Here is a 22,547-nt window from a genome sequence, read left to right on the forward strand (position 1 = left end):
CGCTTGCACAGCGCATTATCATAGCATTTTTCTGTCTTTATCACCACTTGTCACGCACGCAAAAACGCCCAAACCTTAGGAGGCTTGGGCGTTAGAGTGGGGGTGCTTATATTGAGGAATGGCTTATTGGTTAATACCCAACCACCGCGCCATCAGGGGTGCGCGGGTCGGAGGCGCCGTACAGACCTTTTGGCGTGACCATAATCGACTGCGCCGAGCCCATGGTCGTGTTTGGGCTGACGGTGTGCCCCATCGATTCAAGCTTGTCAGTGGTGTCTTTATTCAGTGCCTTTTCGATGCGGATTTCATCAGGCAACCACTGGTCGTGGATACGCGGTGCGTGCGTCGCCTCAGCGATATTCATATCATAGTCGATGACATTGGTCAGTATTTGGGTCACGGTGGTGATGATGCGGCTGCCACCTGGTGTGCCTGTCACGATAAAGGGGCGCTTGTCTTTAAAGACGATGGTCGGACTCATGGAGGACAATGGGCGCTTATTTGCCTCGATGGCATTGGCATCGCCACCGAGCAGACCGTAGGCATTGGGTACGCCAACTTTGGCCGAAAAGTCGTCCATTTCATTGTTTAGTAAAATACCTGTGCCCGCCGCGACCAAGCCTGTGCCGTAAGAGAAGTTTAAGGTATAGGTGTTGGACACCACATTGCCCATCTTATCAACCACAGAAAAATGCGTCGTCTGGTCGCTCTCATACGGCATGGGCTTGCCTGCTTTAATCAAGTGCGCGGGCGTGGCTTTGTGTGGGTCGATTTTGTCTGCCAGTACCTTGGCGTATTTTTTACTGGTCAAGCCAGCAATCGGCACATCGACAAAATCGCTGTCGCCGAGATATTCTGAGCGGTCAGCGTAAGCGAGCTGCATGGCTTCGGACAATAAATGAATGCTTTGCGCGCTGTTATGTCCATAGTCGCGCATCGGATAGTTTTCAAGAATGTTCAAAATCTCGATAATGTGCGCGCCGCCTGAGGAAGGCGGGGGCATCGACACCACCTCATAACCGCGATACGTGCCTTTTACGGGCTGGCGTGCAATGGCTTGGTAATTGGCCAAGTCCTCAAGGCTCATCGCGCCGCCTGCGTCATTGACTGCCTTGACCAGTTTTTGCGCGGTCTCGCCTTTATAAAAGCCATCAGCGCCTTGCTTGGCAATCAAGCTTAACGACTGCGCCAGTTCAGGCTGTTTTAGGCGCTCGCCCGCCTGATAGCTGCTGCCATCGGGTTTAAAAAATATCGCCTGCGTACTCGGCCAGCGCGTCAAGCGAGAGCGCAGCGCTTCGAGTGAGTCGGACAGCTCAGGGGTGACGGTAAAGCCATCTTTTGCCAGTGCAATCGCGGGTGCCATGACATCCTCGCGGCTCATTGTGCCGTGGGCTTCTAGCGCATCGAGCAAGCCTGCGACCGTGCCAGGCACGCCGACCGCCAGACCATGATAGCGTGAGCGCTCGCTGACTGCATTGCCGTCTTTGTCTAGATACATATCACGAAAGGCGCTGCTGGGCGCTTTTTCGCGGTAATCGAGCGCAATGGTTTTGTCTTGCTTGGCATCATAAATCATCATAAAACCGCCGCCGCCAATATTGCCCGCACGCGGCAGGGTCACAGCGAGCGCAAAGCCAACCGCGACAGCGGCATCAACGGCATTACCGCCATTTTGTAGCATTTTTAAGCCCGCTTGTGAGGCGAGCATTTCTTGGCTTGCGACCATGCCATTTTTTGCCCATAGCGGGTGCTCAATGGCGTAACCAGAATAGATGGCAGGGGTACTGCTGTCACTGGTAGCGGTGGTGCTTTGCGGCAGGCGAGGGGTCGTCGATGCTGGGTTCACGGTGATACGCTGGGTCTCTGATAACTGTAGGGGCGCGTCTTTAATCGGCGTCTCGGCATGCGCGAGCGCGGCAAAAGACACCATAGCACCCCATAGTAAAGAGCGTGACAGATAATGACAAGCGTCCGTAGAAAAATATGCCATAAACCTTCCTTAGTCGTTGTAATCCTTGAATTTTTTAATGAATGATGCACTGATGATGTGCATTGATAACGAGTCTTTTGTCGAAATAAAAAGCCGTGTAATAACTGACTGCCAGCGCAGTAAGATTTTGTTTGGCATTATTACCATACAAGGCAAAAATCTACTGCCCGCCTCAAACAAGACTCAGCGGTAAATATAGCGAATAAAAGGACATTGATGCTAAAAAATTTATAATAGATACAAAAATACTTAATAATCATGGACAGATAAACGGTCTGTATTTAACAGCGACCATCGGCAAAGCCATCTGTTTGACTAAACAAAGCCTTTTGATTGATAAGCGTTCTTATTAAATCCAAACAAATGATAACTTTTTACTACTTATTTGTAACTTTTTGTGCTATAAGTAAGCCTATTATTACAATATATGTCTGTTTCTTTTATTGGTCTGTCTGTTTATCCGTTTGGAGGATTGTTCCTATGCCATTGCACCAGTCAAAGCGCGCCCTGATGGGGTCGGCGCATCGTTCACTTGTCCCGCATGACAGCGCCCCGCAGCGTATACGCCATCATCGGGCATGGCTGCTCGGTGGTATAGGGCTTGTGTTAAGTGGCTGTCAATCCTTGTCCGCACCTGTGACGCCAAGCCCGCAGCAGAACGGCGCGATACTGGACTTTAACCAAACCAGCCCGCAAGCCAAGCAACGACAAAGTGAGCAATTTGCCGCAGCAATGGCGAATCATGTCGCCGAGCAGCGCCTTATGTTTGATAAAGAGGGTCAGCTGGCAGCGGAGAGTGCGGCAAAAGCGCGTTTGGTCACGGCCATTCGTCAGCATATGCACACCCCAAGTACCGCTGTCAGTAATGCGCGTTATGTAGAAATGCCTGCTGTTGCCGATGGCAGTATCGATAAAGGCGCGGACAGCTTGCTTGAGAGTTTTATTAAAACCATTGGTTATCAAAATGAGCAGGCTACTGCCGATGACGACGATTATGATTACGACAGTGATTATGATGGATATGATTACGATGCAGCCATAGATGCTGAAGTCGCGGCGGCTGATGAAGACTATTATCACGACCACGACCATGACCATGACCATGGTGATGACGCATGTGGTTGTACGTCTGATAACGATGCTGAGTATGAATATGAGGATGAGCTGGCGCTTGCTCAAGCTGAAGTTGCCGAGGCTCAAGCTGAGCTTGACGCGTCAGGTGACTACGACGAAGACGACTATGATTATGACGACTACGATGACTATGACGATTACGACTATGATGACGAAGAAGACAGTTATGAGCGTCTAAAAACAGGCGTCACCACGGACTACATCGAGATGAAGCGCGCCGAAAAAGCGGCTGCGAGTACGGGTGATGAGGCGGGCATGATGACCATGATGCTCGATATGATAAAGCGCACTGATGAGCAAGTTGCTGCCGACAATGCCTATCAAAACCAATACTTGACCTTTAGCAGCGTCAGTGAGCACAACCCACAATCACGTACCCTGCGCAGTGTCTACAGCTACGACTATTTGGCACCAACGATTCAGTCCTCTATCCAGCTGCCATTGATGCTTGATTTTAATCGTCAGCGCATGACGGTTGATGCTTCTGCCATCAAGCCATTGTTTGTCAAGGCGAGCGCCTATATGGAGCAAAAAAGCGCCAACGTTGATAAAGCGCTGAGCAAAGAGGCCTTTGTTGTCAGCTTTGGCTTGCCCAAAACGCTGGCAGAAAGCCTGCCCACCGAGGTGCTGTATGATTCGTTTGTCAATGCGCTTGATGCCAGCTTTGCAGAGATTCCTGCAAGTGCGGTGAGTGATGTCAGCGCACAAAAAGATGCGTTTGCCAGCCAGCTTGGGGCAAGTCAAGTGCTCAAGGTCAATTTTGATGCCAAGCAAACAGGCGCGATGATGGGGCGTATCGTCAAGCACATGACACACGACTTGCAGCAGCATATCGACGCGCACCCTGAAAAATACGCGGACAAAACGGCGCTTAAAGAACGTCTGGAGCGCCTGTCTTTATACAATGAAGGCTATCACAGCACCGATATGGGCGCGCTCATGCAACTGGTCGAGGCGATTGCGCCCTTGTCACTCAACCAAGACAACTACTACTACCTAGACGCTAAGGGCGCGCTCCTTGGCAAGCAGCAGCGCATGCATTTGTACAGCCCGTTCTTAAACGTGCAGCAAACGGCAGTCAACCAAATCCGCTATAACGCCAAAGACTTTGGCAAACACCCATTGACCCCGCTGTTGGCATCCTCATTTGATACGACCAAAGGCGCACCCACGCCCATTGATGGCAATCAGTTGCTCGCTGATGTTAAAAAAGAGAAAAGCTATGCAGAGACCGCGCGTTATGCCCGCTATGACTATGATAGCTACGTAGAGGTGGAGGACGATGGCGAATATGGCGAGGCGTACCTTGAATACGATAATGATAATGAAGACGTGTATCGCGATGACGCCTATTTGGGTGAGTAATCTGTGCGTTTGACTGTGCCTTATTTTCTATATTTAGGATATTTTTTATGAACACTTCTTTTTTCGCTTTATGGTCCAGTGCGCCTTATCGTGTCGGGGCCATGCTGGTGGCAGGCTCGCTGGTCATCACAGGCTGCCAAACCACCCGTAGTATGCAGCCAAGCCAAACCACCGCAATACCTGCGCAGGCAAAAGACCGCGTGAATGCGGCGCTAAAAGCCCAATATCGCAAGTCAATGAGCTATCACAGCAACATTGAGTTTAACAACCGCGCCAAGTTCACCGCGATTGACCCCAAAACAATCAGCACCGTCAGCAGTGTCTACAGCTACTGCGAAGAGACGCACGACGCGGCGTATATCAAGCTGTTAAAACAAGCTGAAGCGGCAGGGCTTGAGATTGATGACGCCCGCTACGATACCCCGCGCCAAAGCCTTGAGCAGACCTATGTGGCGTGCGAGCGCAACTACAGCGCATGGCAACAAAATCAGTATGACGACTACGCCGCCGATGAAAAGCAAGCGGTCAGCCCGTACTATCAAGACCTGTTCGATCGCATGGAAGCGCGCGAGGATATGCTGTCCAAAGAAGAGATTGAGAGCGCAAAAGCCACCTATGAGCAGTGGTACAAGCCCTTGTCCGTCAATGTGCAAGGCGTATATCAGCCGCTGGCAGGCAAGCTGACCGTACTTCCAAGTGCGCAATATGACACGCGCAACCATCACACCAGTATCAGCCAGCCCCTATATCTCGATGCCAAATCAGGCAATCTGTACCTCTGGGCGGACAACGTTGCTATATTAAATTCTAAATTTATGGACAAAAAGCTGGGCACGCAGTGGCAAAACAAATGGCTCAAACTGTCATTGAATGATGGCAGCTTGCCCAAAGGCTTTGGTCGTACATTAATCAAAAGTCATCTGAGCGTATCAGAGCGCATGAATGCCCGCGCCGACAGTGCGAGCTTTAAAACCTTGCCCACCACAGCGCTCGCAGCCTTGACCCCAAAAATTCCTGCGCATCAGCTGAGCGTCATGCAGCACAGTGATTATGTGATAGCGCAGACCCAAAGCGTGGATGCCTATCGTCAAACAGGCAAGGAGATGTCGGCATTATTGTTTAACGAATTAAAAGCCGCGTATCCTGAGCTGGTCGCCGAAGCATTAGCAGAAGCGGACAGCTATGATTATGATGATGAGGGCGCGGTAGCGGAAGCCATCGCTTTCGATGATAGCGAATCAGCCATGGCGACACTAGAGGCGACCGCTGATGCGGAAGCAGAGGGCAGTGACAGCGACGATGAGGCGTACCGTGCGTACGATGCGGATGCTGAGCGCGACGCGTACAACGATGACGACAGCGACTATACAGAAAAGACAGCCGCAACTTATATTGCTGAAAAGCTCGATGGCGCCTATCTTGCCAAAGCGCTGATACGTATGCTGGACGGCTCGCGTAACGTCGAGCTGCCAACGGCGGACAGCAGCCTAAAGGTGCAAAAGCTGTATGGCTTTGATAAACAAGGCAACTTGCTGTGGATGCACATGCAGTCACCCGCTGGCGCGTTCGTGGACAAAGCGCTGGACAGCACCAGCACCATTGCCGATATATTAACCACCTATAGCCGCATTGACCGCAGTCAAAAGGACTTTCCAAACTTGCCTACAGGCGCACAAACGCCCAATGCGCAAAACAGCGTGGACATCAAAGCCTACCTTGAAGCATTGGATGAAGATAAGGACAACGCACAGACACTAGAGGGTATGCGCATGCGTCTGTTTTCGATGATGATGATGGCATCTGCGATGACCCGCTGATTTATCGTTCATTGTTATTAGCATGGAATATCAGCGTATCTGTTTTGGCAGGTGCGCTTTTTTATGTTTGCATAATCGCCATCTTTAAGAAAGGTAACATTCTGCCCATATCGCCTGCCATGCCTTGTATCGTGCCTATAAGCGCTCTATCATGCTAACAGCTTCGCGCACAAGTAAGCGGCGCTATAGATGATAATAAGGAGGGCAATATGCCGCAGATACTGCTTGGCGATGATGATGAAGAGCTGACCCAACTGCTCCAAGAGTATTTGCGCAATCATGGGGTAACTTGTGATTGTGTATACGATGGTGAGGCGGTCATCCAAACCCTAAAGACCAAACGCTACGACTTGCTGGTCTTAGACATCATGATGCCTAAGATTGACGGGCTTAGCGTGCTGCGTCAGTTGCCCGCCATCAGTCAGCTGCCTGTGATTATGCTTACCGCAAAGGGCGAGGAGATTGACCGTATTATTGGGCTTGAGCTGGGGGCAGATGACTATATCACCAAGCCATGCAACCCGCGCGAGCTGCTGGCGCGTATCAAAGCGGTGATTAAGCGCACGCAGGCGTCAGTGTCTGAGCACAGCCCCTTACCGAGTGATGGGCGCATCGTGTTGGACCAAGCGCATCGGGTGTGCTGTATTGATAACACCGAGGTACAAGTAACGGGTACAGAGTTTGATATCTTGGTCGAGCTGCTGCGACAAAAAGGGGAGGTGGTGAGTAAGGCATGGCTGTCTGAGCATGTACTGCAGCGTGAGCTACAGCCCTTTGACCGCAGTTTGGATGTGCATATCTCGCGCTTGCGTAAAAAACTGCAGCCCTTTCACCCCGACCCGATAAAAGCCATTCGCGGGAAGGGCTATCAGATGGTCGTGTGATGATGAATGACGCCCCTAAATCGCCACGTTTTGCCGTGCCATTATTTTGGCGACTGTTTTTAAGCCTACTTGTCACCATTGCTTTGACGGCGGTGCTGTCTATTTTGGTCGAAAGACACCTCAACGAGCAGGCGCTCGCGGCGGGCATGGACCGTCAAATTGAGCGCTTGATGATACGGCGCGCGCCTTTGATTGCTGCGCTTGAAGCGGGCAATTTGGATAGCGTGGCTCAGATGTATCGCCGTGAGCGTCGCATAATGAACCAGATACGTGTCTATGATGACGAAGGCAGTATCTGGTATCCGCGCTACCGCGAGCCTACTGAGCCGCGTGAGCGCAGCAGCGATACGCTGCCGCCCGCATCTGAGCCACGCGCCCCGCGTGGGCGTAGCGAGAATCCTCGCGAGCGTCCCTTATCTGTACTCGATCGGCTCTTGCATCCCACACCGCCGCACAAGGCGCTAGCCAATTTGGAGGCGCGTCCTGAGCTGGCAGAAGTGCCCGTACGTCTGCCCGATGGTCAGCGCGTGATTGTGCAGCTGCGTCCGCACTTGCTCTTTAAAGACGTGTTGGCGCTTCAGCACACCAACCTTGCGGTGCGCGTCAGCTTGATTATGCTCTTTAGCGTGTTGATGTGTTTTTGGCTCAGTCGCACCATGACGCGCCGTATCCGCCAAGTGCAGCATCGCGTACATCGGATGATTGCAGGCGATTACCACACGCCGCCATCGCAGTCACCAGCGGCGGATGATGAGCTTGGGCGCTTGGCACGCGATGTGTCCGAGCTGTCCAAGCGGCTGGCGGACAGCGAGCTTGCGCGTAAGCAGGTACTGAGCGACATCAGCCATGAGCTGCGCTCACCTTTGGCACGTCTTGAGGTGGCAACCGAGCTGGCACGCGACTGTGCGCCCGAGGCTCAGCGCTATCTTGCGCGTATTGATAAAGAAACCGCGCGTATGAATGAGCTGATAGAGCACATCATCCGTATCCAAGCGCTACAAATGCAAAAATACACACTCGAGGACAGCGCATACGAGACGGTCGTGATACCCGACTTAATCGATGAGATTGGGCAAGACGTGTGCTTTGAGTTTCAGCAAAAGGGCGTACAGTGGCACTGGCAGATGCCAGACAATACAGCCGCGTGGTGTGTCAAAGGCAATCCAGAACAGCTGCGTAGCGCCATCGAAAACATCATTCGCAATGCCTTTATGCACACCCCGCTGCAAGGTCGCGTCATCGCGCAGCTTGACCAACCGATGCGCGGACAGCTGCGTATTCGTATTAGCGATGAAGGCGGCGGCGTCGATGCGGCAGATACCGAGCGTATCTTTCAGCCGTTTGTGCGCTTGGATTCGGCGCGGCATCGGCAAACGGGCGGCTATGGGCTGGGCTTAGCGATTGCACAGGCCATCATCAGCGCGCACAAAGGCGAGGTCAGTGCAGAGAATCATTACAGCCGTACAGAGGCGGGCGCAGTACAAGGGCTGATGGTACAGATATACCTACCGCAATAGCTTGCGGGTACAGCGCCCTTATTATGGCGATGGCTCATATAAAGGCGCTAAAGGGCGATTGATGCCTGCACGCTATAAAGGCATGAATATGGCGCTCTATTTGCCGTATCGGGCTTTGATTTGTTTGTACGCTTCGTCGTAGTGCGCCATATCAATCATGTGCTTTTCGTCTTTTGGCTGAATGCACCAGTCATCATCGCTCTCTGCTCTTTGCCCCAGATTGTAGCGAATGTTTAGCATTTGCTTGTCGCAGCGCAGACAGCAGTATTCATTGCCTTTGACTTGCGTCGGCAGCGCCATCCCACCACAGCGGCAAGTAATCGCGCAATTTGTCAAAATAGCGATATTAATATCGGTCGGTGTCTGTGGGTCAGTGATTAAGAGGTCATTCTGTTTACCAAGACCCAATAGTGTGGTTATCTTGCCAAAAACAGCCATAAAACCATCCTTTAATATAAAGCTTGAAGAGTTTTTATTAACAAAAAGTTTGGTATTGTGCATAGCCTTCCAAAAAGTGAATATCCGTGTTTTATTACAAAAAATAATGCCCAGACGCTAGGCGCTTGTATATATCTATGATAGCCAATAAGCCAAATAGGCTCGCGTATTGTAAAAACAGTAGCTATGTTATTGTGCAAGAATCTTGCCATTATTGGGCTGTAGCGAAAATAACTTGTAACTGATACTCGTTTACGGTCTACTTACTATGAGCGCATATTGTAATTTAAACAATTACCTATTTACATAAGTTTCATAAAAATTACATAAAAAATATTTAAAAAAAATGCGAAGTCATAATTTAGAGAAGATAAATACATTTTTTAATATGATTTATATAACAAAAAGTTATTGATTGAATAAATGAAAGATATTGATAACTAACGGTTTTATACACCGTTGTCTTTGATGAATAGCGCCGAAAACGCCTTTGTAACAAAGCTCATGGCAATAAAGGCGGTGAAAATAGGAGCGGTGTGGCGTATCTAAGGACGGGCGACTGTCTGTGATGTTAACACACGCCATTAATGATAAGTAATCACAAAGGTGCTGCCACCTTGCGGGCTTGGCTGATAGGTGATTTGCCAGCCAAGATGTTGAATGATGCGCTGTACGATGCTCAGCCCCAGACCACTGCCATCGATGCCATTCATATCGCCACGTGCAAAACGCTCGAACAGCTGTGGCAATAGCGAATCATCAATGCCACTGCCTGTGTCGCTGATGGTGATACTCTGCGCATCGACGTGAATGCTGACCGTGCCTGTATCGGTGTATTGAAAGGCATTTTTAATCAGGTTGCCGAGCGCCATTTTTAGCAGCTCAGGGCGGGCGTGGGCGCTGTAAAGTGCTTCACAGTCTAGCTCGCAGCGCACGTCTTTATACTTAATTAAGTAGTTTAAGCGGCTGATTTCATGCTCGATGATAGGGCGTAGTGGCGTGATGGGCGCGTCAAGCTTTTCAGGGGCGCGTGAGAGCAGCAGTAGGGCGCTGATAATCTCTGAGGTTTCGGTGGCGGTGCTGTGGATGCGGTGGGTAAACTCGCGCTGACGGCTATCGGCGGGCAGCTGCGCCTCTAACACTTCGGCAGCGCCCATAATGATGGTCAAAGGCGTGCGCAGCTCGTGACTGACATCGCCTGTGAACAGCTGCTCGCGCTGCAAGTAGCCTGCAAGTTTGCGGTTTTTGGTATCTATAGCACGAGCCAAAACACCGACCTCGGATGGCAAGTGTAATAAGCCGCCAAGATGTTCATTGTCCGTCTCGACCGCGTGCTTAAGGCGTGATAAGGGCTTGGTAATCTGATGCGCGGAGACGTAGGCAAAGGCAATGGCAATCAAAAAACTCAGTGCCACCGCGCCGAGCAAGGTCTTTAAAAACAGCGCCTCAAAGTCTTCATAAATCGCCAATACAGGGTAATTGGTCAATGCGATTTGCTCACTGAGCAAGTAGGTGAGGATATAGCGCGTCTGTCCCTCGCTGTGGCTAAAAAAATGCAGCTCGCCGTCATAGGGCTGACCCGCGTGCATAAAGTTGGTCACTTGCATCTCTTGCACAGTATCGGTGGCGCGCGTTTGCAGCATCGGCGGCGCGTCGGCAAACTGATAAATATCAATACCTGGCTCGGCGCTGTAATGCGCCTGCACGCCCTTGGTTTGTAGGCTGCTGCTTAATTCTTCCAGCAAGCGCCCTTTAACCAGCGCCTGCTCCATGTGCATGCCTGCATACAGAAATATACTGACAAAGCTGATGCAAATAATGGCAGTAAAGATAAAGTAGGACAGGCGTACCTTTTGGGCGATAGCATTAAACAAAGTGGGGCTGCTCTTTTTGCTGGTGCTGATGGTTTATGGTTCGGTGACGGTGTCATTTACAACGTCATTTGAGGAGACTCGCGCAGCGTCAGGCGTATTATCTGCCGCGCCCAGCTGATAGCCAATCCCCGCAAGGGTGGTAATCATCGGCTGGGAAAACGGCTTATCTACCTGCGCGCGTAGGGTGTGCACATGGGTGCGCAGCGCGTCGCTGTCAGGGATATCGCGTCCCCAGACTTTGTCCTCAATCTCGGCTTTGGTCACCACATTGGGCGCGGCATTCATTAACAGCTGCAAGATTTTAAACCCCGTCGGCGTCAGGCGCAAGGCGTGTCCTGCCCGCGTGGCGGTGCGGCGCTCGGTATCAAGCTGCAATTCGCCCACTTGCAGTAAATGCGGAAAATGCTCGTTTTGGTCGCGGCGAATAAGCGCTTTGATACGCGCATCGAGCTCAACAAGGGAGAATGGCTTGACCACATAATCATCCGCGCCACTTTCAAAACCAATGACCTTGTCCGAGACGGTATCGCGGGCAGTCAGCATAATAATCGGCGTCTTGTTATGATGCTCGGCGCGTAGGGTTTGGCACAGCTTGGTGCCGTTCATACCAGGCAGCATCACGTCCAGCAGTATCACGTCATAGCGATTGGCGATTGCCAGCTCAAGACCGCTTACGCCATTGTGTGCATTGTCCAGCTCGTAGCCTTGCGCCTCAAAAAAGGCATAGACATTGGCGACGATATCGGGATTGTCTTCAATAATCAGTATTTTATACATCATGCCCATCACTTATAAGTAAACATCGTCTGTGCGCCTGCGGTTTCTTTGGTTTGTATGTCAAAGAACGTCAGCAAGGAAGGGGTAATTGCGTCATGTGATATCGGCTGCGTGGTCTGTGCTTGCAGGCGTGCGCTATCAATGCCGTTATTCTCAGGCGACCAGATAATCAGCGGGACGTGCTTTTGCGTGTCGGGGGCGATTTGGTACGGTAAGCCATGCAAATAAATGTTGTTTTCGCCCAAGCTCTCGCCGTGGTCACTCATATAAACCATCATAACATCATATTTATCGGCGTAGGGCTTTAGCGCATCGATGGTCTGAGCCAAAAAGTCATCAGTATAGCGCAGCGCATTGTCATAGCCGTTAATCACTGCCTGTTGGTCGCATTGTGACAGCTCATTGCTTTCACACACGGGGGTAAAGTGGGTAAAGTTTGACGGATAGCGCTTGTAGTATGCAGGTCCATGGTTGCCCATCTGATGCAGCACGATAAGCGTGTCTTTGGGCGCTTTGGTGTCCACCATTTTATCCATACCTGTCAGCATCCCCACATCACGGCACTCGACATCACAGACGGGGTTGGTCTTGGGTTCTTTAAAGTCGGTGTAACTGACCCTATCGGCGACACCTTTAGAGCTGGAATTGTTATCGCGCCAAATCACGGTAACCCCAAGACGCTGCAAGGTATCGAGCACGTTTTCGTTATAGTCGGCGGTGTCGATGTCGTAATCGGCTTGGTTTAAATAGCTGAACATACAGGGCACAGAATATGCCGTCGATGTGCCGCACGCGGTCGCTTGTTTAAAGCTATAGATATTGTCTTCTTTGGCAAGGCGCGGCATGGTGTCGCGCGGGTAGCCATTGAGGCTGATGTGGTCAGCACGTGCCGTCTCACCGACCACGAATACCATCAGCTTGGGCTTGCTTGCGCTACTTGCCGCCGCTTGCATGACTTTTTTGGCGTCCCCAGCATGCGCAATCATCGAGGTCGGGCGCGTGGCATCGTCATAGCTGTCTTTGCCGAGGCGAAATGCAGAATACACAGGCGTGATGGGCGTGGTGTAATAGCGAATAGGCTTATGCTGACGAAAAAAGCTCGCGTACTGGTCGCCAAAGGGCAGCAGACACAGCCCAACCACCGCGACCGCCGCCAGCATGGTGACGGCTTTGGCAATGGCGGCTTGCTTCCATGGGCGCAGCTCGACTTTGGTTTTAATAATCAAAAACGCGGGCACTATCCCAAGCAATAACACACGCACAAAAAACGCAGGCGCTAACAAGTCAGAGGCTTCGGCTTGGTCGGTCTGTAGCCCATTAATCAGCATATTTTTATCAAACACCGTGCCATATGTGTCAGTAAAATAGGCACACACCGCCGCGATAATGACCATCGCCACCAGTACAACACGGTAGCTAAAGCGATAGCATAAGAGCTGCAAAATCAGCCACATCAAGCCAAACAAAACGCCAGCGGTGGATAAGACAAAGCCAATATTGTCCCCAATATTATACACCGCCAAGATATGCGCAAAAAAACTGATATTGGCGCTCGCCACCAAAAACAGTGCCGTCAGCATAATCAGGGTATCCATACGCATCGGGTGTGCGGCGGGCGAGAGCTTGTGCAGCCAAGGGGATTGTGTGGTCATGTCATCACGCATCTGTCGGACTAAAGCCGCTAGATTAGCAATCCCCGCGTTAAGATGGCGTTAACATCGTTTTTTATTTGCTTTGTGCCTCCATGTTTATTTAAAGGTTATTCAACGGTTATTCAGCTTTTCTCTTATTTGGCTTGTCCTTTTATGTGATGGATTGCGCCTGATTTAACAATTAGTGAACGGCGAGCTTCACAACATCTTAACAAGTGCCTTGCTAGGCTAAGTGTCATTGATTGTCTGCTTGCTAATTTTATGACTGCCTAAGAGTATCGCTACTGATGACGCATTCCGCCCACAATACTCATGATACGCCTACCGCGCATGACCGCTTGCCCGCACCGCATCCCGTATTAACAAAAAGACGGCTAGGTGCTCAGCCGAGCGCCAGTGTGCATGACCGCTTAGCCATTCACGCCATAGGATTATTACTGCTCGCCATCCTTGCGACATGGGCGACCGAGCACAGCGCGCTGGACGTTGCCATCAGTCAGCTGTTTTATCAGCATGGCGCGTGGCTGATTACCAAAGGCAGCGAGCCGTATGCGTTGGTGTTTTATGATTTACCAAAAGCGGCGTTGATTCTCTTTGGTGTGTATTTGCTCGGTCTGCTTGTCTTACGCTACGCGCAACAGCGCTATATGCCTGCGCATGCTGTGTGTGCGGTGCGGGGCAGCTATATAAATCCGCCGCCCGCGCCATTTTTCGCCACGCGCGACATTGGCTATTTGCTGGCTAGCATCATCACCGTGCCGAGCGTCATTGGGCTGTTAAAGGCGGCGACGCACGTCAGCTGTCCCAATCAGCTGTCTGTCTTCGGTGGCGCTGCGCCGTATCTGAGCCTATGGCAAGACATCGCCATGCACAGCGATGCCAAGTGCTTTCCCGCCGCGCATGCCAGTGCGGGCTTTGGCTTGTTGGCGCTCGCGTATCTGCCGCGCCTGCGTGACTATCGCGCATGGATATTGAGCGCGGTACTGCTGCTTGGCTGGGTGATGGGCGTGTATAAAATGATGATTGGCGACCATTTTTTTAGTCATACGCTGGTGTCCATGCTGCTGTCGTGGGCGCTGGTCTGCGCGCTGGCGTGGGTGTTTTATCGCCGTGCGCCGCTGGCGGGTAACCGCTGTTAGTTTTGGCAAGGGCTTTGCGTATTTAAAATAAAAAAAAGCTGCGGTTTGTCACCACAGCCCTTTTGTTAATCACTTATGGTAGCCTTTATAAAAAACGCCCTAAGCGCTACCCAACATCGGCATATAATGAAAATACGCATACAGCGTGCTGGCAATGGCGGCGATGATAAGGCACGCGGCGACCAGAACACGGTCAAAGGTGCGCCATGTGTGCTGCCAGTGGATTTTGCCCGCGCTGGTCAGCCATTCGGTGACGCTAATCGCCACAATCAGCCACAGCGAGCCTGCCAAAAACCCACCCAAAACATCGCTCAGATAATGCTCGTTCAGCACAATACGGCTCAGCCCCACGAGCACACAAATCATAACCGCGAGCGAAAACAAGCGCACCTGCCACGCAAAGTTGCTGGTCAAACGTATGGCGATATAGGCAATAAAGCCATATAAAGCAATGCTGATGGTCGCGTGCCCGCTGGGAAACGAGTAGGTCTGCTCGGTCAGCAAAATCTCGGTCGGGCGCTCGCGTGCAAACAACATCTTGCTCAAAAACGAAAACAGCGTACTGCCGATGGTCGATATGAGCAGCCCAACAATGATATACGGCTTACGAAGCACGGCACAGACGATACTGGTCAAGGCGATAATCAGGCACGTCACCGCCGCCGCGCCGAGGCTTGTGATGACAATCACGCTACTGATAATCGGCGAGCTGCGCAACACGCTCATATGCGCCGATACATAATGGTCAAAGGCGACAATGGCTTCGGCTTCGACCACATCTTCGACCAAGCCTGCGTACAGCGCTAAGACATAGCCGCCCATCACCACAAACATCGTCAAGGTCAACCCAAAAAAATGCTCTCGCTGAAAGCGCGCCGCCAAAAACCCCGACAACGCAGGATGACGCTCTACTAAGTGCTGTATCAACGGCTGGCGCAGCAAATGAAAACGCGCGACCTCCATATAATGCCAAATGCGCCTCAGCACCCGCTCACCGTAGCGAATCGCCAGCACCTCTATCAATGACAATACGAGCAGCACGGCAACCATCGTTGCAATGAGGCTGGCGAGCTGGGCGTTTTCTTGTAATAGCGCAAACATGAACGGTATATCCTTACGTCCTTGTGGTGAGTGTGGGGCAGGCGTGATAAGGCGACATGATACCCCAGCACTTCAAGGATTGTCGTGGCGGTTGTGTTGCAAAAGTGCGTGGATAAATGCGTTGGTAGCGTCAATTTGCATCATAAAGCACTGATATAGGAATTTATTCTGCCGTACTGTGTGCGCAAGTTGAATGAATCTCTTTGAGAAAAATTGAAAAACAAATGTTTTTTAGTTTTCCGTTGTATGATATAAAGAGTTCGGTTACATGTTAGTAACGCTATGAAATAATCGACTGCCATAGGAATATTATGAAAAAACTTATTGCCGCATTGCTTGTTAGCACCGCCAGCCTATCAGGGTGTGCCGTGATGGATATGGCAAAAGCCTCGTATGAGCGCGAGAATAATAAGGCTTTGGATTTGATTTATCCGACACATGCAGAGCGTAGCGCGATACTCAAACGTGCTGCCACAGAAAGTGTTAGCGATCCGCATTTTGCACATTACAACTGGCTGTATATAAATACTGACGATAAAGGTAAAAAGTATTATGTGAATACGACAGTAGTAAGCTCCAAAAACACTGCAGCTGGGGCTGTCAAAACGTTGAATCCTGATCAAAGCTATAAAATCATTAATTATCGGTTTTTTTGTTATGAAGGGTATGGGCGTAAGTTATCTGGTCACAGCTACACCGCCGACCATAAAAAGAAATTTCAGCTGATTGGTTTTGGTCCTGGTGAAGAGTACGACAGACGCCCGATGGCAGAAGAATCTCATTATGCCAAAGCCATTTGCGCGCTTGGTGGTTTTTCAAGAGACGCTGCTTAATACAATAAAAGTCAATATTATCAGTTGCTTTCTGTTTTACAGGCATACGCGCCTATGACTCAATACTGCAATAGGTGCGGTACTTTTTATTGCCGCTCGGTGTGAAAATAATCTGCGATAACGGATAGAGGCTCTGTGATATGCAGCGCCTCACCAGCGACGCCAAAACCACGCAGTTCGCACGTATTGTATACGACTTGCTTAACGTATATCCTTAAGGCAGTAGGGCGTCACCATGGGCGCCCTTTTTCGTTGTCTGTTGTTCTACTGCTGTGATTGGATACCTATGACCACCGATACCACACCCGCGCTGTCTTTTCGGCGCTACCCGTCGACCACCGCGCTACAGTGTTTTGAGACAGCCGCGCGTCATTTAAGCTTTACCCACGCCGCGCAAGAGCTGCACATGACCCAAAGCGCGATTAGCAAGCAAGTCGCACAGCTAGAGGAAATGCTGAACATTGCGCTGTTTTATCGCACCTCGCACCGCATCTCGCTCACCCCTGCAGGCAAGACGTATTACCTTGAAGTCCTAAACATCCTCAAGCATATCGAAGTGGCGACCACCACCTTGATGTCGCACACGGACAATACTGAAGTGCTGAGCATCGTCTCACATCCGACCTTGTGCTCGCGCTGGTTGATTCCGATACTAAAAAACTTTAATGACCGTCATCCATTGATTCGTCTGGACATCCAGGAGCAAGCACAGCCGTTTTTTTATGAAGACCAAAAGGTGGATATCGCCTTTTTATACGGTGATGGCATCTGGAGTGGTATGGAGGCGCTCAAGCTGTTCGATGAGCATTGCATCGCGGTATGTTGTCCCGCCTATCTTGAGGATAATCTATTGAGCCATCAGGCATTGAGCGCAGGGCACGCGACTGATGTCACGCTACTGCACATCAGGTCGCGCCCCAGTGCGTGGTATGAGTATTTTAAGCAGCAAGACATCAGTATCGACGGCACGTTCGTCGGTCCTTGTTTTGACACCTTTCATACCTGCATTGCCGCGGCGCTCCACGGTCATGGTATCGCCTTAGTGCCTCAGCGTTTGGTCACGCCAGAGCTGGAGGCGGGCAGCTTGGTACAGGTATGGGACTATGCGTCCAAAGGGCGCGGCGCGTATTATATGGCGTATCCGTTATCGCACGGGCGCGCGCACAAAACCAAGGTCATGATTGATTGGGTAAAAAGCGTGCTTGAATAAAGAGCAATCACGCACGCCAGCGCCCGTGTTTTGTAAAAAGCCAATGAGCAAAAGGAATGCTTGCCCAACTTTAATTCGTTTGCGGCATGATGGGGTATTTGCTGAAATGAAAGTCTGATTCAAGGACGATGAGAGACTTTCATGGACACCCGCTATCAAGTGACCGATGCTTTTACGATGGTACACCCGATTACCCTCACGCATGGCAGCAATGCCCGCGTCTGGGACACTGATGAGCAAAGCTACATTGACTTTGTTGGCGGTATCGGCGTCTTAAACTTTGGGCATTGTCAGCCTAAGATTGTCGAGGCTATTACCCAGCAGGCGCAATCACTGATTCACTATGCGTACAATGCCGCAGGGCACTTGCCGTATCAGACCTTGATGCCGCGTCTGTGCCGATGGGTCGCCGCCAGTATGCACGCGGTGAATGCCGCGACCGACCCCGCCAGCCTAAGCGCGCAAGACATCGCCGCGTTTGACACCGCTCCTTACGTTACAGACATTGCCTTATCAGGGATGCTCACCAATTCAGGTGCAGAAGCCACCGAAAACGCTCTAAAAATCGCTCGCCTAAAAACCAAGCGCGTCGGTGTGATTGCCTTTGATGGGGGCTTTCATGGACGTACACTCGCCGCCGTTAATCTTAATGGCAAGGTTGCGCCGTACAAACGCGGTCTTGGTGCGCTGGCAGGTGCGGTGTATCACATTCCTTTTCCCAGCCCAGACAATGCGGTCAGCGACCAGCACGCCATTGACGCGCTGACCCGCCTGTTCGACGTCGAAACCGATGTGGACAATATCGGCGCATTCATCCTTGAGCCTGTGCAGGGCGAGGGCGGCTTTCAGCGTCTCTCTCCGAGCTTTGCGCAATACTTGCGCGCGTTTTGTGATGTGCACGGCATCGTTCTGATTATGGATGAGATTCAGTCGGGCTATGGACGCACAGGCGTGCCGTTTGCCTTTATGCATCTTGGCATTACGCCTGATTTGCTGCTGCTCGGTAAAAGCATCGCTGGCGGGCTACCACTTGGCGCGGTCATCGGTACTGATGCGTTGATGAATGACTTGCCCAAAGGCAGCCTCGGCGGTACGTATTCAGGCAACCCTGTCGCCTGTGCGGCGGCAAATGCCACTTTTGACCTTATGGCGGACGCTGCTACGTGGGAGAGTGTCGCGCATTATAGCGAGGTGATTGCAGAGACAGTGAGCGCATGGCAAGCAGACAATCTATCGCCTTGGCTACATGGCTTGACGGGTGTGGGCGCGATGCGCGGTATTGAGCTGCGTCACGACGTGGCGGGCAAAAATCCGCAGGTTATGGCGCATATCTTAAGTGAAGCGCGTGCGCGTGGCTTACTACTGATGCCCAGTGGTAAGTACCGCCACATCATTCGCCTATTGCCGCCTTTAACCATCGAGCCTGAGACCTTGCAACAAGGCTTGGCTATTTTAAAAGATGTATTAAAGACCATTCCTGCGCATTTTAGCCAGTCATCTGAGGTGAATAATACCAAAGCGACTGCGACCCATACCGCGCAAGCCCAAGCCAATGAAACGACTGCTACACCCAAAAAAGTATTGGCAGCTGGCTAAGCCTGACGTGTACGAATGACATTATTATTTTAATTATCGGAGACAACGCTAATGACAAGTGAAAGCACACATACCCCTCATGACGGCTTTGTCAGTCGCGACACCATTCGCCACGCTTTTTCTGTGGCAATGTCGGAGATGTACCAAGCCGAAGTACCGCTGTATCAAGACCTACTCACGCTGGTCGCGGATGTCAATGAAGCGACGCTGGCGCAGGATGCCGTGCTTGCTGAGCAGCTGGCGCATACAGGCGAACTGCCACGCCTCGATATGGAGCGTCATGGCGCGATTCGTCTGGGTACGGCGGACGAGCTGGCGATGATGCGTCGTCTGTTTGCGGTCATGGGAATGTATCCTGTGGGCTATTACGACTTAGCGCCCGCGTCTGTGCCTGTGCACTCGACCGCCTTTCGCGCGCTCGATAGTGAGTCATTAAACCACAGCCCGTTTCGGGTATTCACCTCATTATTGCGTCTGGATTTGATTGACGATACGGCGCTACGTGCTGCCGCAAAAGCAGCGCTGGACGCCCGCAACATCTTTACCGATGAGGCAGTGGCACTTATCGAGCAGTGTGAGCGCGATGGTGGGTTGACGGCGGCAGACAGTGCGCGCTTTGTCAAAGCCGCGCTTGAGACCTTCCGTTGGCACAAAGACACGCCGATTTCAAAGACCTTATATCAGCAGCTGTCTGACCAGCACCGCTTGATTGCCGATGTGGTGGGCTTTAAAGGGCCGCACATCAACCACTTAACCCCAAGAACGCTGGATATTGACGCGGTACAGCAAGGCATGGCGGCACGCGGTATCCCGCCTAAAGCCATCATCGAAGGACCACCACGCCGCCAGTGTCCGATTTTGCTGCGTCAGACGAGCTTTAAGGCGCTGCAAGAAGCCGTGAGCTTTCGCAGCGCCGATGGCACGTATGAGGCAGGCGAGCATACCGCACGCTTTGGTGAGATTGAGCAGCGCGGCGCAGCCCTAACCGCCAAAGGGCGCGCACTATACGACCGACTGCTGGCGCAGGCACGCACCGAGCTGGGCGCGATGCCAAACGAAGACAATGCCGAGCACTATATGCAGCTGCTCAGCGCTGCCTTTAGCGCGTTTCCTGATGACTATCGCACGCTGCATGATGAGGGGCTGGCGTATTTTTATTATCAGCCCGTGCCTGATGCGGCGGATAAGGACACGCTTGCCATCATCACAGAGATGAACAGCGACCCTCACGCGCTCAACTCCGCCGATATGGGCAGTTTGCTGGATGCAGGCGCGTTACGTATCGAGCCGATTGTCTATGAGGACTTTTTGCCTGTCAGTGCGGCAGGGATTTTTCAGTCCAATTTGCAAGAGGACAACACCAGCGCTTATACAGGCGCGTCCAATAAAGACGAGTTTGAGCAGGCACTCGGCGCGCCCGTCTATGATGAGATGGCGCTGTATACCGCCATGCAAGACCAGAGCCTCGCGCACAGTGTGCACGTGCTACAAGGCACTGCCGAGCGTACCACGATGGCGGCGCTGTCTTAGCCTAATGACTAAAACATAAGCACAAAAAACTCCGATAGAAAGTAGCAACACACACGCCATTCCATTTGGGAATGGCAGCAAGAATTTAATTATTTTGCAACGCTGTGAGCGGCGATGTACTTTGATAAGGGTATCAAGGAAGCCCGCTCAACCCACCAAGCATAACAAAAGGAATGACTATGATTCAGCAATACATGTCCGCCATGGGTGTTCAAGACGACCACTACCAAAACGGTGATTTTGCCGTGCATACGCCGATTGATGGCAGCGTGATTGGTCACGTCAGCCTACACAGCACCGATGATGTAAAGACTGCGGTAGACAACGCCAAAACTGCCTTTCACACATGGCGCACCGTGCCTGCACCCAAGCGCGGCGAGCTGATTCGCATCTTGGGCGAAGTGCTGCGTGAGTACAAAGACGAGCTGGGTGCACTGGTCTCCATCGAAGCAGGCAAAATCAAAGAAGAAGGTCTGGGCGAAGTCCAAGAGATGATTGATATCTGTGACTTTGCGGTCGGTCTGTCGCGCCAGCTGTACGGCTTGACCATCGCCTCAGAGCGCCTAGGACACCACATGCGCGAGACGTGGCACCCGCTTGGTGTGATTGGCGTCATCTCCGCCTTTAACTTCCCTGTCGCGGTTTGGTCGTGGAATACCGCCCTTGCTATCGTCTGCGGCAACCCTGTCATCTGGAAGCCCTCAGAAAAGACCCCACTTACCGCCATCGCGTGCCAAGCGCTGTTTGAAAAAGCGCTCGAAAAGTTCGGCGACGCGCCAGCGCATTTGTCACAAGTCATTCTTGGTAAAACCGAAGTCGGTAACGCCTTGGTCGAAAATAAAGACGTGGCGCTGATTAGTGCCACAGGCAGCACGCGCATGGGGCGCGCCGTTGGACCAAAAGTCGCTGAGCGCTTTGGCAAATGCCTGCTAGAGCTTGGCGGTAATAACGCCATGATTTTGACCCCAAGTGCGGATTTGGACTTGGCACTGCGCGGCATTCTGTTCTCCGCCGTCGGCACCGCAGGTCAGCGCTGCACCACCTTGCGCCGTCTGTTCGTGCATGAGTCGGTCAAAGACGACATCTTGCCACGCGTAAAGGCAGCGTATGAAACCGTGACCATCGGTCATCCGCTAGAGGGCAATTTGGTTGGGCCACTGATTGATAAAGACAGCTTTGATGCCATGCAAACGGCGCTGAGCAATGCCAAAGATTCAGGCGGTAGCGTCACTGGCGGCGCGCGTGTCTTAGTAGACAAGTACCCTGATGCTTACTACGTCAAGCCTGCCATCGTTGAGCTCGATGAGCAAAACGACGTGGCGCGCAACGAGACCTTTGCCCCGATTTTATATGTCATGACCTATACCGACTTTGATGACGCGCTTGCCATGCAAAACGACGTGCCACAAGGGCTGTCCTCGTGCATTTTTACCAATGACATCCGTGAAGCTGAAGTGTTCTTGAGCGACCGAGGCAGTGACTGCGGTATTGCCAATGTCAATATCGGCACCAGTGGCGCTGAGATTGGCGGCGCGTTCGGCGGCGAAAAAGAAACAGGCGGCGGGCGCGAGTCAGGCTCGGACGCTTGGAAAAACTACATGCGCCGTCAGACCAACACCATCAACTACTCAAAAGAGCTGCCACTGGCACAAGGCATTAACTTTGGTTAATCCTTTGAGGTTGTCAATCT

General features: G+C 51.7%; 16 protein-coding genes. 10 read left to right on the forward strand and 6 right to left on the reverse strand.

The annotated features are described in order from the left end of the window. Positions 1 to 130: 130 nt before the first annotated feature. The gene (gene ggt, locus JMW05_RS00185) at positions 131 to 1,930 is read right to left on the reverse strand and encodes a gamma-glutamyltransferase (protein WP_227691529.1); all 1,800 of its coding nucleotides are present in this window, start codon (positions 1,928 to 1,930) and stop codon (positions 131 to 133) included. A 540-nt stretch (positions 1,931 to 2,470) separates the two neighbouring features. On the opposite strand from ggt, the gene JMW05_RS00190 reads away from it, so the two are divergent. From JMW05_RS00190 to JMW05_RS00205, 4 genes are all read left to right on the forward strand, one after another. Beyond that, positions 2,471 to 4,489, forward strand: a complete 2,019-nt coding sequence (locus JMW05_RS00190; RefSeq protein WP_201503423.1) for a hypothetical protein — start codon at positions 2,471 to 2,473, stop codon at positions 4,487 to 4,489. Between the two features lie 47 nt (positions 4,490 to 4,536). After that, entirely contained in the window at positions 4,537 to 6,306 is a 1,770-nt protein-coding gene (locus JMW05_RS00195) for a hypothetical protein (RefSeq protein ID WP_201503424.1), read from the forward strand. Between the two features lie 209 nt (positions 6,307 to 6,515). Beyond that, a complete protein-coding gene (locus JMW05_RS00200; RefSeq protein ID WP_201503425.1) occupies positions 6,516 to 7,190 on the forward strand; it encodes a response regulator transcription factor in 675 nt (224 codons plus the stop codon). A gap of 2 nt (positions 7,191 to 7,192) precedes the next feature. Next, positions 7,193 to 8,707 carry a sensor histidine kinase gene (locus tag JMW05_RS00205; RefSeq protein ID WP_201503426.1) on the forward strand — a complete coding sequence of 505 codons (1,515 nt, stop codon included), beginning with the start codon at positions 7,193 to 7,195 and terminating at the stop codon, positions 8,705 to 8,707. Positions 8,708 to 8,803: 96 nt separating this feature from the next. On the opposite strand, the gene JMW05_RS00210 is transcribed toward JMW05_RS00205, so the two are convergent. From JMW05_RS00210 to JMW05_RS00225, 4 genes are all read right to left on the reverse strand, one after another. After that, positions 8,804 to 9,145, reverse strand: coding sequence for a hypothetical protein (locus JMW05_RS00210; protein WP_201503427.1), 342 nt, complete (start codon positions 9,143 to 9,145; stop codon positions 8,804 to 8,806). A 584-nt stretch (positions 9,146 to 9,729) separates the two neighbouring features. Next, on the reverse strand, positions 9,730 to 11,019 hold the full coding sequence (locus JMW05_RS00215) for a sensor histidine kinase (RefSeq protein WP_201503428.1): 1,290 nt from the start codon (positions 11,017 to 11,019) through the stop codon (positions 9,730 to 9,732). A gap of 33 nt (positions 11,020 to 11,052) precedes the next feature. After that, on the reverse strand, positions 11,053 to 11,799 hold the full coding sequence (locus JMW05_RS00220) for a response regulator transcription factor (protein ID WP_320158751.1): 747 nt from the start codon (positions 11,797 to 11,799) through the stop codon (positions 11,053 to 11,055). Positions 11,800 to 11,804: 5 nt separating this feature from the next. Continuing rightward, positions 11,805 to 13,397: a phosphoethanolamine transferase gene (locus JMW05_RS00225; protein ID WP_406947463.1), complete on the reverse strand. Its 1,593-nt coding sequence runs from the start codon at positions 13,395 to 13,397 to the stop codon at positions 11,805 to 11,807. A 338-nt stretch (positions 13,398 to 13,735) separates the two neighbouring features. Between JMW05_RS00225 and JMW05_RS00230 the strand changes: the two genes are divergently transcribed. Then, positions 13,736 to 14,587, forward strand: coding sequence for a PAP2 family lipid A phosphatase (locus JMW05_RS00230; protein ID WP_201503430.1), 852 nt, complete (start codon positions 13,736 to 13,738; stop codon positions 14,585 to 14,587). A gap of 99 nt (positions 14,588 to 14,686) precedes the next feature. On the opposite strand, the gene JMW05_RS00235 is transcribed toward JMW05_RS00230, so the two are convergent. Then, positions 14,687 to 15,688, reverse strand: coding sequence for a phosphatase PAP2 family protein (locus tag JMW05_RS00235; RefSeq protein WP_201503431.1), 1,002 nt, complete (start codon positions 15,686 to 15,688; stop codon positions 14,687 to 14,689). Positions 15,689 to 15,999: 311 nt separating this feature from the next. On the opposite strand from JMW05_RS00235, the gene JMW05_RS00240 reads away from it, so the two are divergent. From JMW05_RS00240 to amaB, 5 genes are all read left to right on the forward strand, one after another. Then, on the forward strand, positions 16,000 to 16,521 hold the full coding sequence (locus JMW05_RS00240) for a hypothetical protein (RefSeq protein ID WP_201503432.1): 522 nt from the start codon (positions 16,000 to 16,002) through the stop codon (positions 16,519 to 16,521). A 286-nt stretch (positions 16,522 to 16,807) separates the two neighbouring features. Next, positions 16,808 to 17,731: a LysR substrate-binding domain-containing protein gene (locus JMW05_RS00245; protein WP_201503433.1), complete on the forward strand. Its 924-nt coding sequence runs from the start codon at positions 16,808 to 16,810 to the stop codon at positions 17,729 to 17,731. A 141-nt stretch (positions 17,732 to 17,872) separates the two neighbouring features. Further along, entirely contained in the window at positions 17,873 to 19,327 is a 1,455-nt protein-coding gene (locus JMW05_RS00250; RefSeq protein WP_201503434.1) for an aspartate aminotransferase family protein, read from the forward strand. Positions 19,328 to 19,378: 51 nt separating this feature from the next. Further along, positions 19,379 to 20,857 carry a 2-oxoadipate dioxygenase/decarboxylase HglS gene (gene hglS / locus JMW05_RS00255; protein WP_201503435.1) on the forward strand — a complete coding sequence of 493 codons (1,479 nt, stop codon included), beginning with the start codon at positions 19,379 to 19,381 and terminating at the stop codon, positions 20,855 to 20,857. Between the two features lie 179 nt (positions 20,858 to 21,036). After that, complete coding sequence (gene amaB / locus JMW05_RS00260) at positions 21,037 to 22,527, forward strand: L-piperidine-6-carboxylate dehydrogenase (protein WP_201503436.1); 1,491 nt, start codon at positions 21,037 to 21,039, stop codon at positions 22,525 to 22,527. The last annotated feature ends 20 nt before the right edge of the window (positions 22,528 to 22,547 follow it).

Origin of the sequence: Psychrobacter aestuarii (genome assembly GCF_904846035.1) — a bacterium.
Taxonomy (GTDB): Bacteria; Pseudomonadota; Gammaproteobacteria; order Pseudomonadales; family Moraxellaceae; genus Psychrobacter; species Psychrobacter aestuarii.

Excerpts from the sequence above, each read along its gene's own strand:
- ggt (WP_227691529.1), bottom strand. The coding sequence starts at position 1,930 with ATGGTGTCTTTTGCCGCGCTCGCGCATGCCGAGACGCCGATTAAAGAC.
- JMW05_RS00190 (WP_201503423.1), top strand. The coding sequence starts at position 2,471 with ATGCCATTGCACCAGTCAAAGCGCGCCCTGATGGGGTCGGCGCATCGT.
- JMW05_RS00195 (WP_201503424.1), top strand. The coding sequence starts at position 4,537 with ATGAACACTTCTTTTTTCGCTTTATGGTCCAGTGCGCCTTATCGTGTC.
- JMW05_RS00200 (WP_201503425.1), top strand. The coding sequence starts at position 6,516 with ATGCCGCAGATACTGCTTGGCGATGATGATGAAGAGCTGACCCAACTG.
- JMW05_RS00205 (WP_201503426.1), top strand. The coding sequence starts at position 7,193 with ATGAATGACGCCCCTAAATCGCCACGTTTTGCCGTGCCATTATTTTGG.
- JMW05_RS00210 (WP_201503427.1), bottom strand. The coding sequence starts at position 9,145 with ATGGCTGTTTTTGGCAAGATAACCACACTATTGGGTCTTGGTAAACAG.
- JMW05_RS00220 (WP_320158751.1), bottom strand. The coding sequence starts at position 11,799 with ATGATGTATAAAATACTGATTATTGAAGACAATCCCGATATCGTCGCC.
- JMW05_RS00225 (WP_406947463.1), bottom strand. The coding sequence starts at position 13,397 with ATGCGTATGGATACCCTGATTATGCTGACGGCACTGTTTTTGGTGGCG.
- JMW05_RS00230 (WP_201503430.1), top strand. The coding sequence starts at position 13,736 with ATGACGCATTCCGCCCACAATACTCATGATACGCCTACCGCGCATGAC.
- JMW05_RS00235 (WP_201503431.1), bottom strand. The coding sequence starts at position 15,688 with ATGTTTGCGCTATTACAAGAAAACGCCCAGCTCGCCAGCCTCATTGCA.
- JMW05_RS00240 (WP_201503432.1), top strand. The coding sequence starts at position 16,000 with ATGAAAAAACTTATTGCCGCATTGCTTGTTAGCACCGCCAGCCTATCA.
- JMW05_RS00245 (WP_201503433.1), top strand. The coding sequence starts at position 16,808 with ATGACCACCGATACCACACCCGCGCTGTCTTTTCGGCGCTACCCGTCG.
- JMW05_RS00250 (WP_201503434.1), top strand. The coding sequence starts at position 17,873 with ATGGACACCCGCTATCAAGTGACCGATGCTTTTACGATGGTACACCCG.
- hglS (WP_201503435.1), top strand. The coding sequence starts at position 19,379 with ATGACAAGTGAAAGCACACATACCCCTCATGACGGCTTTGTCAGTCGC.
- amaB (WP_201503436.1), top strand. The coding sequence starts at position 21,037 with ATGATTCAGCAATACATGTCCGCCATGGGTGTTCAAGACGACCACTAC.